Below are 17,500 nucleotides of genomic sequence, written 5' to 3'. Positions count from 1 at the left end.
GGAACCTTCCCAACCTTTTGTACACCAACGGCACCGAGTGGCGTCTTTATCGTTATGGTAAGCCTATACCGACAGGCTCTGAGAAAAACGATAACGCAGTAAACGTAAGTGCTGGTTCATTCATCATCAGGAATAAGCGTGTTCTATTTCCTGAAAAAATTACATGGAGTGCTCCGGCCGATCTGGCTACCCTTTTCCTGAATTTCTTGCGCTGGGTACCGGCTCCTATTACAAGCGCTGACCGATTGGTGGAAACCTTAGCGCCCCTGGCAGCACTGCTACGTGAGGAAATGCTGGTGAGTCTCACGGCGCAGGAGAAAACGGATGCGTCGAAACGCACCAAGGCGGAGAAAAAGGGCGAGGAAGATGAAGTTACTCTTCCCAAGCTGGTGGGTCTGCGTAAGGATTGGCGCGATACTCTCGCTCCCAATACGAGCAATGAAGAGTTCGCCGATAGCTTTGCACAGACTGTGGTGTTCTCGCTGGTGGTCGCTCTCTCAGAGAATCTCGACCTCAACCTCGATACCTTCTCATCGATGATTCGTCGTCTGCGCTCTCAGCATGGCCTGCTGGGCAATGCGTTGAGTCTTCTCACTGAGCATCTGGATGAGGATAGTTCCTTGTATAGCACTTTGGCTGTTATTGTGCGTGTGATGAACGCTGCGTCATGGCCAGATATTTCCAGCGGTAAGTCAGACGTATACCTGCACCTCTACGAGCACTTCCTGAAGGTCTATAACCCCGAGCAGCGTAAGAAGACCGGTAGCTACTACACCCCCGTTGAGGTGGTGGACCAGATGGTACGCCTGGTGGATGACGCCCTGCGTACCTACCTGGATAAGGAGCACGGTCTGGCGAGTGAGGGTGTGTCCGTGATTGATCCGGCGATGGGTACCGGCACCTATCCCCTGTCGGTCATGCATCAGGTGGCGAAGGCGGAGAGCCTGGCTCCCGCTGCACGTACTCGTGCTCTGAATCGTCTGGCAAAGAACCTGTACGGCTTTGAGCTGCAGTCAGGTCCTTTCTCCGTGGCTGAACTGCGCCTGAACCAGACCCTTAAGGAGCTGGGTGCTGAGGTTCCGGAGAACGGTCTGAATCTCTATGTGGCGGATACTCTGAGCGACCCCTACGCTAAGCAGAAGCCGGTGAATGGTAATACTCTGCGTCTGCTTTCTCAGTTGTCGAATAAGGCAACCAGGGTAAAGCGCGAAGTGCCTATTCAGGTGTGCATCGGTAATCCGCCGTATAAAGTTCAAGCAGAGAAAATGGGAGGTTGGGTTAACTCAGGGCCGCGTTCTAAAGACGATATCTCCTCTATCATGGATGACTTCCGATCATCTTCACTGGGTAAAAATAAGTATGTTTTGAACAACTTGTATGTCTACTTCTGGCGTTGGGCTTTTTGGAAGGTCTTTGAGGATTCTTTCCGTACTCTGGAGGGTCAGCCTGATAGCGCTCAGCGTGCGGGCGTGGTCTGCTATATCACCGCATCTGGGTATCTTCGGGGACCAGGATTTAAGACTATGCGTGAGTATATTCGCCGTTCATCCAGCCGCGGATGGATTATTAATGTGACTCCTGAGGGCAAGCGCCCGCCGGCGAAGAACGCTGTTTTTGCCATTGAAACTCCTGTATCTATTGCCCTGTTCCTGCGTGAAGAAAATACCGATGCGGAAACCCCCGCGGATATCCGCTACGTTGCCCTACACGGAACTTATGCGGAAAAAATGCAGGCCCTCGCTACTCTCGACTTGGATAGCGCAGAGTTTGAGCCGGTGCGTTCTGGTTGGGGCGATAAATTCGTTCCGGAGGCAGGCGGCGACTGGGATAGTTACCCTGAATTGCCTGATTTCTATGTCAGTTGCTTCCCTGGTATAAAGCCCAATAGAACATGGGTCTATGCACCTTCTGAAAGCGTGTTGCAGGAACGTTGGGCTGAGCTGATTGAGGGTAATGATCTGCAGGTACGTGCAGAACGTTTTGGAGAAACGGCTAGCATCGGAATCTCAAGAGGTAAAGTCCCTCTCTCAGGTGTAGATACTTTTCAGGGCAGCAGGGAAAGCCTGAACGACCAAATTACTCGTGAGGTAATTCCGGATGCACCGAATATTGTGCCGGTAGGATACCGTGCTTTTGATAGGCAATATATCCTAGCTGATTCGCGTTTGATTCACCGCGCTTCTCCGAATCTCTGGAAACACCGCATCCCCGAGCAGATATTTATTACAGAGCTTCATAATGAATACGTAGGCATGGGACCTGGTTTGTATTTCCACAACCTAATACCAGACATGCATGGATTCAAGGGCAGCGAAGGAGGCCGTGCTCACCCGGTACTGAACGTCAGCGGCGCCCCTAACCTCACCGAGTCTGCCGAGCAGATGCTGCGCGAGCGCTTCGGAGATAATGCCCCGGGCGACCTCGTCTACTATCTAGCGGCGCTCACCGGGCACCCCGGATACGTACGTACCTTTGACAAGCCGCTCCAGCAGGCAGGTATTCGCATACCCCTCACCGCTGACCCTGCGCTCTGGGAGCGCGCCGTTCAGCTCGGCAAGCAGGTCGTATGGTTGCACACCTACGGTGAACGCGGCGAGCCGCTACCGGGTATGAAGTACCTGCACCAGTTGCCTAAGGATGCAGATTACACCCTGCCGACCCCTACGGTAGACATGGGCAGGACAATACCACCCGAACAACCTAGTTTCTTGCCGGACTCAGTAACCGATGAGCTCACTGAGAAGCAGAATACTCCTGTGAGGGGTACCGTCTCCTTCGGTCAGGCACGCTGTGAGAATGTGGAGAAGCGCGTCTTCGACTACACCGTCGGTGGTAACCAGGTGCTGGGTCTGTGGGCTAAGTACCGCCTCAAGAAGCCGGAGACAAACTGGAGCTCCTCGCTCAACGACATTGTTCAGCGAGAATGGCCGGAAGCCTGGAGCGAAGAGTACGAGCGCCTGCTCTACACTCTTACGCACCTGGTGCATCTGGAACCCGCTCAGGAGAAACTCCTTGATGAGGTTCTCGCCGGTGAACAGATTTTCCGCGAGGAATTTGTAGATACCGAAGACTAGCCACTCAATAGCTGCCAGTCATCCGGTTCAATAACCGGTTAAACGCAAGGGGTGGGTGACCCTGGATTATTCCCGGATCACCCACCCCCTTTGTTGGGCTCATATCGCTCTCAGAAGCCCTACGCTTCCCTCTGAGCCTCGTACGCGCGCACCTCAGCTAACATCTCTGCGGCGAGCGCATCGACCGTCTCACGGTTGTACGGGCGAAGAGCGTACAGCTCCTCCATAACCGACGAAGCCATTTTAGAGGACCACGCCCAGGCGTGCCGCCAGGATGTCACGCACCAGCGCGCCACCGCCGACGGTGGTCTCCGCCAGAGCCTTCACAGCCCACGCATCCACAGCCGCCAACGCCGCCGGAGCGTTCAGGTCCTCGCCGAGCGCCTCACGCACAGCGGCCAGCAGCTCAACCGCCGCCTCATCGCTCGCGCCCTCGCGGCCCTCAGCCACCGACACCGCATGACGGTAGGTGTCCAGGCGAGCCTTCGCGTGCTCCAGCAGCTCATCAGTCCAGAACCAATCCGAACGGTAATGCTGACCCATAATCGCCAGGCGCACCGCGTTCGCATCCTCACCTGCTGCGCGCAGACGCGAAACCAGCACCAGGTTGCCGCGGGACTTGCTCATCTTATGGCCGTCCAAACCGACCATGCCGGTGTGCGCGTAATGCTTAGCGTGCGGGCGTGCAGACACAGCCCACGAATGGCCCGCACCCAAATCGTGGTGTGGGAACGTCAGGTCGTTACCGCCAGCCTGAACGGTCAGCGAACCATCCACAAAACGGCGGGCAATCATCGTGCACTCGATGTGCCAGCCGGGGCGGCCCGCGCGCAGCTCGCCGGCATCCCAGCTCGGCTCGCCCTCACGCTTAACACGCCACAGCAGCGGATCCAGTGCGTCACGCTTACCGGCACGGTTCGGGTCGCCGCCGCGCTCAGCAAAAATCTCCAGCATCTCATCACGGCTCAGGTGGCTAACCTCCCCCGGTGCCCACGAGTAGCCCTCAGCGTTCGCGGGCAGCTCACGCACAGCCTTCAAATCCAGGTACACGTCACCGTCAGGATGCACCACACCCTGCTCATCCGTGAAACCGGGCACGCGGTACGCCAGGCCGCGGCGTAGCAAATCCTCAATCAGCGGGAACAGCCACTCAATGGACTCCACAACACCCACATAGTGCGCCGGCGGAATCACGTTCAGCGCCTTCATATCGGTGCGGAACAGCTCCGTCTGATCCTCAGCCAGTTCACGCCAATCAACGTTCGTGGCGGTCGCACGCTCAAGCAGCGGGTCGTCCACATCGGTCACGTTCTGCACGTACGTCACCGGCACGCCCGCATCCAGCCAGGCGCGGTGCAGCAGGTCAAAAGCAACATAGGTGGAGGCGTGACCCATATGCGTCGCGTCGTACGGGGTGATACCGCAAACGTACAGGCTCGCCGCCTTGTCCTCCTGAACCTGAATAATCTCACCGGCAGAAGTATCAAAAATGCGCGGCAGCGCAGCCTGACCGGGCAGAGTCACAGAGGCGGGGGCATCCCAAGCTCGCATGGGTTTCCTTTCCGTAAAAACGCCCACAACCGGTGGACGCGCCACACCCGCCGCCCAGCCTCAGGGCATTCGGGTGCCAAAAAATCTACTCCAATAAGAATACCCGCCCGTGAGAAAATCACGGACGGGTATGTCATATCACGCTGAGGGCTAAAGCATTAGAACGCCGAAGAAGTAGCGTTCAGAACGCCAGTGCCCAGACCAACGAAAATCAGGATACCGAGCGCAATGCGGTACCAAATGAAAATGCCGTAGGACTTCGAAGACACGTACTTCAGGAACCAGCCAATCATTAGGTAACCCACCACGAACGCGACCAGAGTCGCAAGGATAGTCGACGGGATACCGTAGTAGCCGGTCGCCTCAGCACCAGTGAACACCTTGAACGTCTTGTACAGACCAGACATGAACACTGCCGGCAGAGCCAGAAGGAACGAGTAACGAGCCGCAGCCTCACGGGTATAACCCATGAACAGACCCGCGGTAATTGTACCGCCCGAACGTGAAACACCCGGGATCAGTGCCAGCGCCTGCGCGCAACCGTACAGAATACCGTGACGGAAAGTCAGGTCCTTTAGCTCACGCTGCTCACGACCAAAACGGTCCGCAAGACCCAGGAACACCGCGAAGACAATCAGCATGGTCGCCACAACCCACAGGCTGCGGAACTGGGTGTCAATGTAGTCTTCCAGGAGCAGACCCAGAACGCCGATGGGCAGGGAGCCGAGAATAATCAGCCAACCCATGCGGGCATCCGGGTCGTTACGCGGTACGCGGCCGGTCAAGGATCCGAACCAGGACTTCAGGATGCGAACAATATCGCGCCAGAAGAAAATCAGAACCGCAGTCTCAGTACCCAGCTGGGTGATTGCGGTAAACGCGGCACCCGGGTCAGCCCTCTCAGGCAGGATCTGGCCAACAATGTTCAGATGCGCCGATGACGAAATCGGCAGAAATTCGGTAAGGCCCTGAACGAAGCCCAAAATAATTGCTTGAATCCATTCCACGCATTCAAGGATACAGGAGGCGCGCCCGCCCGGAGCGGTTCACGGAAGGTGATGTGGGACTTCCGCAAACCGCCCCGTCCACACTGTGAAACGCTCAGGGTGCCGGTTCAAGCAGTACACCGCGGTGCATCCACGGCTCAAGAAAGCCGCGCAAACCGCCGATACACACAATGCCTGCGCACACTAAACGACTAAGGAGCGGGATACATACTCCCAGTATGCATCCCGCCCCTTACATCATGCACGGTTAACGGTCACACGTGAACCCCGTACAAAGCATAAACGGTCATCGCCTACGCCTGGCGCTCATCACGCAGCGCACGGTTCACAGCCGAAATCATCGCCTTCAACGCCGCACGAGTCGTTGAGTTATCCACGCCAATACCCCACAGCACGCGAGAACCAACAGCAGCCTCAACATAGCAAGCAGCGTTAGCAGTTGACGAAGCCGACATGGTGTGCTCCGAATAATCCATCACGCGAATATCCATGCCCTCACCTGAAAGGATGTTCTGCAGAGCATCCACCGGACCTGTACCCGAAGCAGTACGAGTGTACGTGTGACCATCAATGTTCAGGCCAACACGCAGAGTAGTCGCACCAGTATCAGCCGAATCAATATTAATCGACTCAATACGGTACTTACCCCAACGGTTCTGCGGATCCGGAGCCGGCAGGTACTCATCGGTGAAGATGTTCCACAGCTTCTGGCTGGTCATCTCGCCACCCTCAGCATCAGTGCGAGCCTGAACAATCTTCGAGAACTCAACCTGCGCACGACGCGGTAAATCCAGACCGTGATCCTGCTTCAGCAGGTACGCCATACCGCCCTTACCGGACTGCGAGTTCACACGAATAATCGCCTCATAGGTACGACCCAGATCGCGAGGATCAATCGGCAGGTACGGAACCTCCCAATAAACCTCATCCACAGTCTTACCCGCCTCAGCAGCAGTACGCTCCAGAGCCTCAAAGCCCTTCTTAATAGCGTCCTGATGTGAACCAGAGAACGCAGTGAACACCAGGTCGCCACCATACGGCGAACGCTCGTGCACCTTCAACTGGTTGCAGTACTCAACAGTCTTACGGATACCGTCAATATCAGAGAAATCAATCTGCGGATCCACACCCTGGGTGTACATGTTCAGACCCAAAGTCACCAGGTCAACGTTACCGGTGCGCTCGCCATTACCGAAGAGGCAACCCTCAATACGGTCAGCGCCCGCCAGGTAACCTAGCTCAGCAGCAGCCACGCCGGTACCGCGGTCATTATGCGGGTGCAATGACAGCACAATGTGCTCACGGTGGTTCAGGTTGCGGTGCATCCACTCGACCGAGTCGGCGTACACGTTCGGGGTAGCCATCTCAACGGTAGCGGGCAGGTTTACAATCAGCTCGCGGCCGTTCTGACCAATCTCCAGCTCTTCAGCCACAGCGTTCACCACGCGAGCCGCGTACTCAAGCTCGGTACCGGTGAAGGACTCGGGCGAGTACTCGTAGATGACCTTAGTATCGGAGACCATCTGCTCTTCGTACTTGCGGCACAGGCGCGCACCCTGCAGGGCGATATCCAGCACGCCCTCCTGATCCTGGTTGAACACCACGCGACGCTGCAGCACGGAGGTTGAGTTGTAGAAGTGCACAATCGCCTGCGGTGCGCCCTCAATTGCCTCAAAAGTGCGGGCAATCAGGTGCTCACGAGCCTGCACCAGAACCTGAATGGTTACATCTGCGGGGATGTGGCCGTCCTCAATGAGAGTGCGCACAAAATCAAAGTCAGTCTGCGACGCCGAGGGGAAACCAACCTCAATTTCCTTGTAACCCATCTTCACCAGCAGCTTGAACATCGCAAGCTTACGGTCGGTGTCCATGGGGTCAATCAGTGCCTGGTTGCCGTCACGCAGATCCACTGCGCACCAGCGCGGAGCCTTCTCAATGACCTTATCCGGCCAGGTGCGGTCCGGCAGGTCAACAACAATCTGCTCGTGGAAAGGGCGGTACTTATGTACCGGCATGGGGCTGGGCTTCTGGTGGTTTTTCATGATGAATTTCCTGTTGGTTGGTCCGTCTCGCTCTACCCCACTTGTGGGGCTCGTACCGTGCCGGGTATCGGTTCCCGGCAGCAGTGGTCAAGGCGGTGCATCAGAAAGGATGCGGAGGTGAGATGCCGCGTGAAAAAGCCGGAACGGTTGCGGCAGATTTCTAGCGTGCCCCGTTCCGGCGAATAAGCAGCAGGTTCACTGCCTGGCGGGTAACCCCGCGCGTGCTCTCACCGTCAATAATCATGCTTCCACGCTATCACAGGGATCGGAGGCGGTGGCAGGGCACCCGGGAAGCCGTCCATCATCTGGAAAGAATCAACGACAAAGGGGCGTAGCCACCATTTCTGGCCCTACGCCCCTTCACTCAATATTCACGCATCTGCGCTATGTTCTACCAGCTACAACCTAGTAGGCGAAAGCAGTCTGGCACTTGTGCTGATCAGCAGTTTGACCGGTCGCGTTACCCGCAATCGCAGCCTCCTGCTTCTCTATCGCCTCACCGGACGGGAAGTCAGCGCCAATCGTCACCGACACGCCCAGAACCTCTTCGGTTGCCACCACACGGGTCACGTTCAGCTTCGCGGCGATTTCCTTCGCCTCCGCTTCGTAACCGGTCGAGTAGAAGACCGTGGTGAAGTTCGTCGGGCTAGCAGAGGTACCCGGAGTAACGTTCGTGTAGCCCAGGCCCTTAACCACCGAAGCGATTGTAGCCGAGCGGCCCTCCAGACCGGTCGCGTTGTATACGCTCACCGGAACCGTATGATCGAGCTGAACCGGAGCGGCAGAAATAGCTGGAGCCTCCGGAGCCTGCTCTTCCTTCAGTGACTTATCATCACGCAGACGCTGGAACACATTCGCAGCATCCGCAGAAACCTGCAGGCGGTTCGCATCCTGGGTCCACGGCTCAGTCGGCACAGTCGCAAACACAACGTTTGACAGGTCCACGCCACCAAGAGACGCACCAACACCCACCAGAGTGCTGATATTGCTCAGGTTATTATCCACCGTCACATTCTGAGTAATCGCCTCAGCAATGTTAATCAGACGACCTGGATTCGACAGAGTACCCTCGCGCTTCACCTTACGCAGCAGTGAAGACAAGAAACCCTGCTGAGCCTGAATACGACCAATATCGGAACCATCCGAGAAGCCGTGGCGGCTACGCAAGAACGCAAGAGCCTGCTCACCCTCAACCGAAGAAGTACCGGCAGGAAGCTTCAGGCCACTGTACTCATCATCAATCGGAGCGTCCACGCACACCTGAACGCCGCCAACAACCTTCGACAGCTCCTTCACAGCGTTAAAGTCGACCAACATAAAGTGGTCAATATTCACACCGGTCAGCTTGCTAATGGTCGCCACAGTACAACCGGGACCACCGCGAGACAGAGACTCGTTAATCTGAACGCTCTTCTCAGCCGGATACACAGTGCCGCTCTCAGGATCAGTACACTGCGGCACGTCAACCATCAGGTCACGCGGGAACGACAGCACGCTCACGTTCTTACGGTCCTTGCTGATTTGTAGCAGCATCATCACGTCCGCACGAGCCTCAGAATTGCGGTCATCCTCATCACCGTACGCACCGTTATTACCCTTACGGGTATCGGAGCCAATCACGAGAATGTCCAAGGCACCGTTCTCCAGGCCGTTCTTGTAATTGCTGATGTTCAGCTCTTGAGTATGCAGATTATTACGCATACGTAGAGCCACCACGCCACCAAAGCCAACAACAATGACGAGCATGCAAGTAGTAAGCAGAGCAATCCACTTATTGCGGTTTGATGTCAGCACCGTCGTGCGCATATGACGACCGGTGCTTCGTAAACGAGGTGCCTGGGGCATACCTTTTCTCTTTCTGCCGGTGAGCAAGTGCTTTCTCAGAGTAACACTCTTCCCTATGAGCGCCGAATAAAAACGAAAAGTTTCACCCGGAGGTATGCACATATTTATGCAAGCCACCGGGTGAAAACTAAGGATGAGCGACCGCCCCCGAAGGCCACCTCTCGGGGTGACCGCGCAGAGCAAATTCTCTGGGCGATGCGCTCAGGAAAGCTACTAGAATCCCAGGCGGTTCAACGCACGCGCGTCAGACTGCCATTCCTTCACAACCTTCACATGAATATTCAAATAAATGCGGGTACCGAGCATTGCCTCAATCTGCTCACGAGCCTTCGTACCAATCTTGCGCAGATTCGAGCCGCCCTTACCGATAATGATGTACTTCTGCGACTCACGCTCCACAAACAGGTTTACGTGCACATCCAGCAGCGGGTTATCCTCCGGGCGGCCCTCACGGAACTCCATCTCCTCAACCGTTACAGCAATTGAGTGGGGCAGCTCCTCACGCGCACCCTCCAGGGCGGCCTCACGTACCAGCTCCGCGATGAGGGTTGCCTCCGGCTCATCGGTCAGCTCACCCTCCGGGTACAGCGGCGGCGACAGCGGAGTGTACTGCGCCAGCAGGTCAGCAACCGCATCCACCTGGAAATGCTTTACAGCAGACACCGGGATAATCGCAGCCCAGCCACCCTTACCGTCAACCGGCATCGGCTCAGCAACCTCACCGGCACGGCGCTTAGCCGCAGGACCCGAACCCTTCGCGAAAGGCACAGCATCATTCTTGCCGCCCTTACCCTTGGGGCCCTTAGCCTTCTGCTTCGCACGATGCGCGGCACGCTTAGCACGAGCCGCACGCTCAGCGCTCATGACTTCCTCGCCGAGCGCCTCAACAGCCAGCAACTGCTCACGCAGCTCCTCAGAGCTCACAGTGTCAGCCTTTGTCACAATGGCAACCACCGGCTTATTGCTCGACGCCACCAGCTGCGAGGCAATATAACGGTCACCCGGACCAATCTTCTCATTCGCCGGAATGCAGAAGCCCAGTACATCCACCTGTGAAAGGGTGCTTGCTACCAGGTCGTTCAGACGCTCACCCAGCAGAGTGCGGGGGCGGTGAATACCCGGGGTGTCCACCAGAATCAGCTGGTACTCGTCCTTGTGTACAATACCGCGGATCGTGTGGCGGGTCGTCTGCGGACGGTTCGAGGTGATAGCCACCTTCTGACCAACCATAGCGTTCGTCAGAGTAGATTTACCCGCATTTGGGCGACCCACCAGCGACGCAAAACCCGAACGGAAATTCTCCGGGTAGGTTGGCAGCGGGGTGCTTAAGTCCAGCATGCTCAAATCGAGCGGGGTGTACTCCTGGTCCATTGTGTTTCTCCTTATCAAACCTCGTGCGGGGTGTATGGGGTGCCAATCTCATCTGCCTGTGCCTTCAGGGGTGGGGCAGCCGACTCAAAGTGCGGTAGAAAATGCGGCGTCTATATTCGATATCTAGCGCTTACCGTGCTTGTCGGTGGCAGGTTCAGCCTCTGCAGTATCTCCCGGAAGATCCGGATGCGCGTGAGGCTCAGCCACAGCGGGCGGATCGGTATCCACGGTGAGGATGTCAGCAACCTCAGACTTCAGGGAATAAGACTCTGGTGAATTAGAGGTCAGGGAACCTTCAGCGTTCTGACGCTCATCACGAGGCGGCTCATACCACGCCTGCAGCATATCCACCTGGTGGCGGCGACCCGACGAACCAATCGCACGAATATGAATGCCATCAATCTCAACTTCAGAACCGATAATCGGCACCATGCCCAGATGCTTAGCGAGCAGACCGCCCACCGTATCAACATCTTCATCGTCGAGCTCACGACCAAAAATCTCACCCAGCTCATCAATACCCAGACGAGCAGAGAGACGGAACGTGCCGTCATCATTCAGCGTGTAATCGGGGCTCTCATGGTCATACTCATCAGAAATGTCACCGACCAGCTCCTCAATCAGATCCTCAAGGGTAATCAGACCGGCGGTGCCGCCGTACTCGTCAACAATGATCGCCACGTGCGTGGACTCGCGCTGCATCTCACGCAGCAGGTCCATGGCACGCTTCGACTCGGGCTCAAAACGAGCCGGGCGCATCAGCTCAACCACGGTCGGCAAAGCGGTACCCTCCGGAGACTCCGAATACAGGATGAAGGCGCGCATCGCGTCCTTCAGGTAGAGTACGCCCAGAATCTCATCGCTCGAATCACCAATCACCGGCATACGCGAATAACCCGAACGCAGGAACAGGCTCAGCGTCTCACGCAGAGGGGTGTCACGGCTGGCGGTGAGCATATCGGTACGCGGAACCATGAGCGAACGGATGCGGGTATCGTCCATTTCAAAGACGGACTGCACCATCTGTGCTTCGTTATCCTCAATGGTTTCAGCCTCGGAGGCACGGTCCAGAAACTCGCGTAGCTCCTCCTCATCGAACACGCCCACCGGGGCTTCCGCCGAACGTTCCGGTGCCAGGCGCGCACTGAGCTTATCGAGCAGACCGGTCGCCGGGCTCAGCAGAACCGACAGGTAGTGCACCGGGCGCGCCAGCATACGAATTGACGCGACCGGGCGGTTACGACCTAGAGCACGTGCCAGCACGTGCAGAATCGGGTAGCCCACCAGCGCAACGATCACGAGGGTTAGCACGGCGGCGAGTGCGTGCACCTCGACCAAGTATAGTAGGCAGGTCATGGTGGCAAGCACCGCGGCGGCAGCGGCAATGAGGCGGGTCAGGCGTAGCGGGTGTGTGTACGCCTCGGAGCCACCGTCGAGGGTGCGCTGTAGGACGCGGGCACCGAGGGTATCCGGGTGTGCCTCTACTGCTTCTGCAACTTCGTTATGCGGCAGGTAGGTGAACGCGGTTTCGGCAATTGCGGCGACCACGGTCAGACAGAGCGCGAGAACGGCAAGGAGGGCTGTGAGTAGAATATCCACGCCGCTCCCCTAGTGTCGGGTTTCGACCGGGGCGGGGCGCCCCAGGAACTCTTCGAGGATGGAGCGCTGAATGCCGAACATTTCAGCTTCCTCTTCGGCGGTGCCGTGGTCGTAGCCGAGGCAGTGCAGAATGCCGTGGGTGGTGAGTAGGCATAGCTCGTCGAGGGTGCTGTGGCCAGCATCTGTGCCCTGACGTGCGGCGACGGGTGGGCAGAGGATGATGTCGCCGAGCATGCCGCTGGAGGGATTCTCGGGGGTTCCCGGTTCCATCTCATCCATGGGGAAGCTCATCACGTCGGTTGCACCGGGCAGGTCCATCCATTCGATGTGCACGCGTTCCATTTCGTCTTCGTTCACGATGGCGATGGACAGGTAGGTGTCATCGGCAAGGTGCATACGCTTGAAGGCGTGCTCGACGAGGCGGGTGAGCACCTCAGTATCTACCGCTTCGAAAGATTCACGGATGAAGGCGTTGGTTGCCGGGTCGGCACCGGTTGCGGGGTCTTCACAGTCGAATTCGATCTCTGCCACCGTTTAGCGTCCTTCCGGGTGGGCGTTGTCAGTGTTATTCTCTGCGTTCTTTTCGGAGCCGCCGTTGATGCCGGCGCGGTCCAGCAGCTTCTCGGCCGCGGCCTCGATGGTGGCGCGCTTGACCTTACGGTTGCGCTTGCGTTCCATGGCCTTCTGATCTTCGCCCCACTGATCGTAGGCGGACACAATGTTCGACACCAGGGTGTGGCGGACCACGTCAGAGGATTCCAGGATGCTGAAGTGAATATCCTCCACGCCGTCAAGGATGTTTCGTACCTGCTTCAGGCCGGAGGCGGCGCCACCGGGCAGGTCAATCTGGGTGATGTCACCGGTAATGACCATCTTCGAGCCGAAGCCCAGGCGGGTCAGGAACATCTTCATCTGCTCGGCGGTGGTGTTCTGCGCCTCATCGAGGATGATGAATGCGTCGTTGAGGGTTCGACCGCGCATGTACGCCAGCGGCGCGACCTCAATGGTGCCCGCTTCCATGAGCTTGGGGATGGTTTCGGGTTCGAGCATGTCGTGCAGTGCGTCGTAGAGCGGGCGCAGGTACGGGTCAATCTTTTCGTTGAGGGTACCGGGCAGGAATCCCAGACGCTCGCCAGCCTCCACGGCGGGGCGGGTGAGAATAATGCGGTTCACTTCGTGGGTCTGCAGCGCCTGCACAGCCTTCGCCATGGCGAGGTAGGTCTTACCGGTACCCGCCGGGCCGATACCGAAGATGACTGTGTTCGCATCGATAGCGTCCACGTACTTCTTCTGGTTAATGGTCTTGGGACGAATCGTGGTGCCGCGGGTAGAGAGGATGCTGGTAGATAGTGAATGTGCCGGGTTGCTCAGTTCGTCACCGAGCATACCCATGAGGCGGTGAATGACCTGCACGGTAATCTGCGTGTCGTGGCTGGAGAGCACGCGCAGTTCGTTCAGCAGCTTAGCGGCGGTGTTCACGGACTCGGAGGGGCCGGTGATGAGTACGTCCAGGTCCTTGGGGTGCAGGCTAATCTGCTCGAAGTAGTCCTCAATAATTGCCAGGTGCGCGTCCTGCGGGCCGAGAACTGCAATCATTTCTGCAGCGCTTTTGAAAGATACGGTGCGCGCGGTCGATAGAGGTCGGGAGGTAGTCATATGGGCTCCTTGGCTAGTGATGTATTTACAAGTATAGATGTGCGTGATGTGCCACGCCCTGGTGGATTCCTACCGGCTGGGTTTTAGCAGAGGGGTGCTACCGGCTACTTTACCGGAGTCGCCATCGACGGCGCTCTACCAGCGACCCAGCACCACGTTCAGGGTGCACATAGCAGCAGAACCGGCGGTGGAGGAACGCAGCACCTCATCACCGAGCAGTGCCAGCTGCGCGCCGGCGTCGGTGAAGAGCTGCACTTCGCGGTCGCTAATACCGCCTTCAGGTCCGACGAGCAGGTAGATTTCTTCGGGTAACTTCTCTGCCTCGACAAGCTTGCGTGCCAGGGCGCTGAGGCGTTCGGTCGCCTGCTCATGCAGGATGAACACGGCGGCGGACTGCTCAGAGCCGGCTACTTCTTCAATGAGCTTCACCAGGTCGGTAGTGCTGTACAGCTCGTACACTACGGGAATGAGCGCGCGGCGCGACTGCTTCGCGGCGGCGGTGACGGTATTCTGCCACTTGGTGTGTGCCTTGGAGGTGCGCTCCCCCTTCCAACGTACGATGGAGCGGTCCGCACTCCACGGAAGCACACCGTACACGCTCAGTTCGGTCGCAGTTTCGATGGCGAGTAGGTCGCGGCCGTCCTTCGCGAGCGCCTGCACCAGGTAGATGGAGGGCACGCTGTGTTCCTCGCAAAGCTCCTGCACCTGCACGCTCACGCCGTCCGCGTTAATGGAGGCGACCGTACCGAGTGCGCGGCGGCCGGTGCCGTCACCCAGGTCAATGCGTTCGCCGAGCTCAAGGCGCTTGACGAGGGCGTGCTTGCCTTCGGAGCCACCAAGCGCGTAGGTGGCGCCGGGGGTGAGTGCGTCGTATTCTTCCGTGCTGATGTAGAAGATGGGGGCGCTCATGGTTCTCCTTGAGGTGCGGCTTGCCGGTGCCGGTAGCGTGAAATATTGGGCTGTGTAGCAATGCGGATGCGGCGGGTGCAGGCTCAACTGCACCCGCCGCATCCTCAACTACATGGTGTAGGAATCCTACTTGAACTGGTCCTTCAGTCGGGAGAAGAGACCACCGCGGTGCTTGACCTGCGAACCTTCGGTGAGGGATTCACCGCGCAGGGCGGCGAACTGGCGCAGCAGTTCACGCTGTTCTTCGGTTATGTCGGTGGGAGTGACCACCTGGATACGTACCAGCAGGTCACCGCGACGCTCGGTGCCGAGCACGGTCGCGCCCAGGCCGTTGAGGGTAATCACGTCACCGCTCTGAGTGCCTGCGGGGATAGCAACTTCCTGGTCGCCATCAAAGGTCTTCAGCGGGATGGTAGTGCCCAGTGCCGCCGCAACCATGGGGATGTTCACGGTGGTGACCAGGTTGTCGCCCTCGCGGCTAAAGTACTTGTCACGCTTGACGTTCAGGTCAACGTACAGGTCGCCGTTGGGGCCACCGTACAGGCCTGCTTCGCCCTTGCCTCGCAGGCGGATACGCGCCTGATCGTGCACGCCGGCGGGAACGTTGAAGGTCAGCGGTACGTCTTCACGCACGCGTCCCTGACCGTGACATTCGGCGCAGGGAGTCTTGATGACGGTGCCGTAGCCGTGGCAGTCAGGGCATTCGACCTGCTGCATGACGGTACCGAGGATGGACTGCACGCGGCGCTGCATGAAACCGTGACCGGAGCAGGTGGTGCAGGTTTCGGGCTGGGTACCTTCAGCGGTTCCTTCACCGTTACAGGATTTACAGGTCACGGCGGAGCGACGCTCAATGGTCTTCTCAACACCGAACACGGCGTCCTGCAGACTGATGGAGACGGTAATCAGGTCGTCCTGGCCCTGACGCATACGGGATGCAGGGCCGCGGGTACCTGCCGCGCCACCGGTGAACATGTTCAGCAGGTCCTCGAAACCGCCGAAGCCGCTGAATCCGCCGCCCGGGTAGCCGCCTCCGGGGTAGCCTGCGCGGCCCTGTTCATCGCCGGTGGTGTCATAGTTGCGGCGCTTTTCGGGGTCGGAGAGCACCTCGTAGGCGAGGGTGACGCGCTTGAACTCTTCGGCGGCGTCCTCGGAGGGATTCACGTCGGGGTGCAGCTGGCGTGCCTTCTTTCGGTACGCCTTCTTAATCTCTTCAGCGCTGGCGTCGTTCGATACGCCAAGAGTATCGTAGTGGCTCATGCGTTTCCTTCCTCGCGAGACGATGGCGGTGCTCGATGAGTGCACCGCCAACAATGGTCGTATCAATTCTAGGGGATACTACCCCCGACCCGATACAATGGCTAGGCTGAATGGGGGTCGCTCCCGCTATCCGCTTAATCTGCGGTGCGCCCAGAACCCCGTTTGAGTTCCCCTGCAGGTTCCGTCTCATAGTTCTATCACGTTGTTCCGACGCTGTCACCGACCTACTGGCTCTGCCGCCCCTGTTACCCCTACCGCCCCAAAGGAGAATACGTTGAGTACCCACCACTCCCCCTACGGCTGGGGTGCCCAGGATCTAAATACCGCCCGCATGAGCCGCCAGGCGCCGGCCCCGCGTAAAGTACCGCTGCAGCGCGGCCTACTCATTGAGGATATTAACGGCTGGGTGGGTGAGGTCGTGAAGGCTGAACGCATCGGCGGTGCTCTCTTCTTCGGACTCGAGGACGCGAAGGGCCGTGTGAAGAACTTCCCACTGGGTCCTGGCTACCTGATCGATGGTGAGCCCGTTGAGATTGTCGCCCCGGTAGCTGCGAAGGAGCCGAAGCGCACGATTTCTCGCTCCGGTTCTATTGCGGTGAAGAATGCCCCGGCTCGGGTGGCGCGTGCCTCCCGCATCTGGGTTGAGGGTCTGCACGACGCCGAGCTTGTGGAGAAGGTCTGGGGCCACGATCTGCGCGTTGAGGGCATTGTCGTGGAGCCGCTACACGGCGTGGATGATCTTGCCGGTGCTATACGCGAGTTTGGGCCGGGCCCAGGCCGCCGCCTGGGTATTCTGGTCGACCACCTGATTGAGGGCACGAAGGAGCAGCGTATTGTCGCGGAGGCATTGGCTGTACCGGGTGCCGCCAGGCACGTGAAAATCGTGGGCCACCCGTTCATCGATATTTGGCAGGCAGTCAAGCCCTCAGCGCTGGGTTTGAAGACGTGGCCGCAGGTGCCGCGCGGTGAGGACTTCAAGAAGGGCACGCTGCGTCGTCTGGGTCAGCCGCACGAAACGCAGGCGGATGTGGCGCAAGCGTGGAAGTACATCCTCTCCCGCGTTGACTCCTACGCTGACCTGGATTCGACGCTGCTTGGCCCGGTCGAATCGCTCATCGATTTTCTGACCGAACCGGATGCCTAACCGCACCGAAAACCCGTTATTGCGCCCTCGTCTGCGGGCGCA

Annotated in this window: 13 protein-coding genes; 2 read left to right on the top strand and 11 right to left on the bottom strand. The window is 58.3% G+C overall.

Annotation, left to right across the window (positions count from 1 at the left end; all coding sequences use genetic code 11):
- The first annotated feature begins 248 nt into the window (after window positions 1-248).
- On the top strand, window positions 249-3,074 hold the full coding sequence (locus O3648_RS00370) for a type ISP restriction/modification enzyme (RefSeq protein ID WP_371567840.1): 2,826 nt from the start codon (window positions 249-251) through the stop codon (window positions 3,072-3,074).
- A gap of 119 nt (window positions 3,075-3,193) precedes the next feature.
- Here O3648_RS00370 and O3648_RS00365 read toward each other — a convergent pair whose 3' ends face one another.
- The 11 genes from O3648_RS00365 to dnaJ form a co-directional block, all read right to left on the bottom strand.
- Window positions 3,194-3,316, bottom strand: a complete 123-nt coding sequence (locus tag O3648_RS00365; RefSeq protein WP_371567732.1) for a hypothetical protein — start codon at window positions 3,314-3,316, stop codon at window positions 3,194-3,196.
- Window position 3,317: 1 nt separating this feature from the next.
- A complete protein-coding gene (mshC, locus tag O3648_RS00360; RefSeq protein WP_371567729.1) occupies window positions 3,318-4,625 on the bottom strand; it encodes a cysteine--1-D-myo-inosityl 2-amino-2-deoxy-alpha-D-glucopyranoside ligase in 1,308 nt (435 codons plus the stop codon).
- A gap of 158 nt (window positions 4,626-4,783) precedes the next feature.
- On the bottom strand, window positions 4,784-5,632 hold the full coding sequence (locus tag O3648_RS00355; protein ID WP_279739936.1) for an undecaprenyl-diphosphate phosphatase: 849 nt from the start codon (window positions 5,630-5,632) through the stop codon (window positions 4,784-4,786).
- A 293-nt stretch (window positions 5,633-5,925) separates the two neighbouring features.
- Complete coding sequence (gene leuA, locus O3648_RS00350) at window positions 5,926-7,674, bottom strand: 2-isopropylmalate synthase (RefSeq protein ID WP_371567726.1); 1,749 nt, start codon at window positions 7,672-7,674, stop codon at window positions 5,926-5,928.
- 405 nt (window positions 7,675-8,079) lie between these two features.
- The gene (locus tag O3648_RS00345) at window positions 8,080-9,420 is read right to left on the bottom strand and encodes an LCP family protein (RefSeq protein ID WP_371567723.1); all 1,341 of its coding nucleotides are present in this window, start codon (window positions 9,418-9,420) and stop codon (window positions 8,080-8,082) included.
- Between the two features lie 312 nt (window positions 9,421-9,732).
- Entirely contained in the window at window positions 9,733-10,890 is a 1,158-nt protein-coding gene (locus O3648_RS00340; protein WP_371567722.1) for a GTPase Era, read from the bottom strand.
- 123 nt (window positions 10,891-11,013) lie between these two features.
- A complete protein-coding gene (locus O3648_RS00335; RefSeq protein ID WP_371567719.1) occupies window positions 11,014-12,489 on the bottom strand; it encodes a hemolysin family protein in 1,476 nt (491 codons plus the stop codon).
- A gap of 9 nt (window positions 12,490-12,498) precedes the next feature.
- Window positions 12,499-12,954 carry an rRNA maturation RNase YbeY gene (gene ybeY / locus O3648_RS00330; protein WP_371567837.1) on the bottom strand — a complete coding sequence of 152 codons (456 nt, stop codon included), beginning with the start codon at window positions 12,952-12,954 and terminating at the stop codon, window positions 12,499-12,501.
- Window positions 12,955-13,023: 69 nt separating this feature from the next.
- On the bottom strand, window positions 13,024-14,145 hold the full coding sequence (locus O3648_RS00325; RefSeq protein WP_279754935.1) for a PhoH family protein: 1,122 nt from the start codon (window positions 14,143-14,145) through the stop codon (window positions 13,024-13,026).
- 135 nt (window positions 14,146-14,280) lie between these two features.
- Entirely contained in the window at window positions 14,281-15,054 is a 774-nt protein-coding gene (locus tag O3648_RS00320) for a 16S rRNA (uracil(1498)-N(3))-methyltransferase (protein WP_279754936.1), read from the bottom strand.
- Between the two features lie 126 nt (window positions 15,055-15,180).
- Window positions 15,181-16,314 (bottom strand): molecular chaperone DnaJ, encoded by a 1,134-nt coding sequence (dnaJ, locus tag O3648_RS00315; RefSeq protein WP_279754937.1) that lies wholly within the window; start codon window positions 16,312-16,314, stop codon window positions 15,181-15,183.
- A 274-nt stretch (window positions 16,315-16,588) separates the two neighbouring features.
- On the opposite strand from dnaJ, the gene O3648_RS00310 reads away from it, so the two are divergent.
- Window positions 16,589-17,458 (top strand): DUF3097 domain-containing protein, encoded by an 870-nt coding sequence (locus O3648_RS00310; RefSeq protein WP_371567717.1) that lies wholly within the window; start codon window positions 16,589-16,591, stop codon window positions 17,456-17,458.
- Window positions 17,459-17,500: the final 42 nt, after the last annotated feature.

Origin of the sequence: Rothia sp. 27098_8_161 (assembly GCF_041432905.1) — a bacterium.
GTDB lineage: Bacteria > Actinomycetota > Actinomycetes > Actinomycetales > Micrococcaceae > Rothia.
Note: the sequence above shows the minus strand (reverse complement) of the source record. Positions and strands in the feature narration are given on the sequence as shown.

Excerpts from the sequence above, each read along its gene's own strand:
- O3648_RS00345 (WP_371567723.1), bottom strand. The coding sequence starts at position 9,420 with ATGCTCGTCATTGTTGTTGGCTTTGGTGGCGTGGTGGCTCTACGTATG.
- O3648_RS00340 (WP_371567722.1), bottom strand. The coding sequence starts at position 10,890 with ATGGACCAGGAGTACACCCCGCTCGATTTGAGCATGCTGGACTTAAGC.
- mshC (WP_371567729.1), bottom strand. The coding sequence starts at position 4,625 with ATGCGAGCTTGGGATGCCCCCGCCTCTGTGACTCTGCCCGGTCAGGCT.
- dnaJ (WP_279754937.1), bottom strand. The coding sequence starts at position 16,314 with ATGAGCCACTACGATACTCTTGGCGTATCGAACGACGCCAGCGCTGAA.
- O3648_RS00365 (WP_371567732.1), bottom strand. The coding sequence starts at position 3,316 with ATGGCTTCGTCGGTTATGGAGGAGCTGTACGCTCTTCGCCCGTACAAC.
- leuA (WP_371567726.1), bottom strand. The coding sequence starts at position 7,674 with ATGAAAAACCACCAGAAGCCCAGCCCCATGCCGGTACATAAGTACCGC.
- O3648_RS00320 (WP_279754936.1), bottom strand. The coding sequence starts at position 15,054 with ATGAGCGCCCCCATCTTCTACATCAGCACGGAAGAATACGACGCACTC.
- O3648_RS00325 (WP_279754935.1), bottom strand. The coding sequence starts at position 14,145 with ATGACTACCTCCCGACCTCTATCGACCGCGCGCACCGTATCTTTCAAA.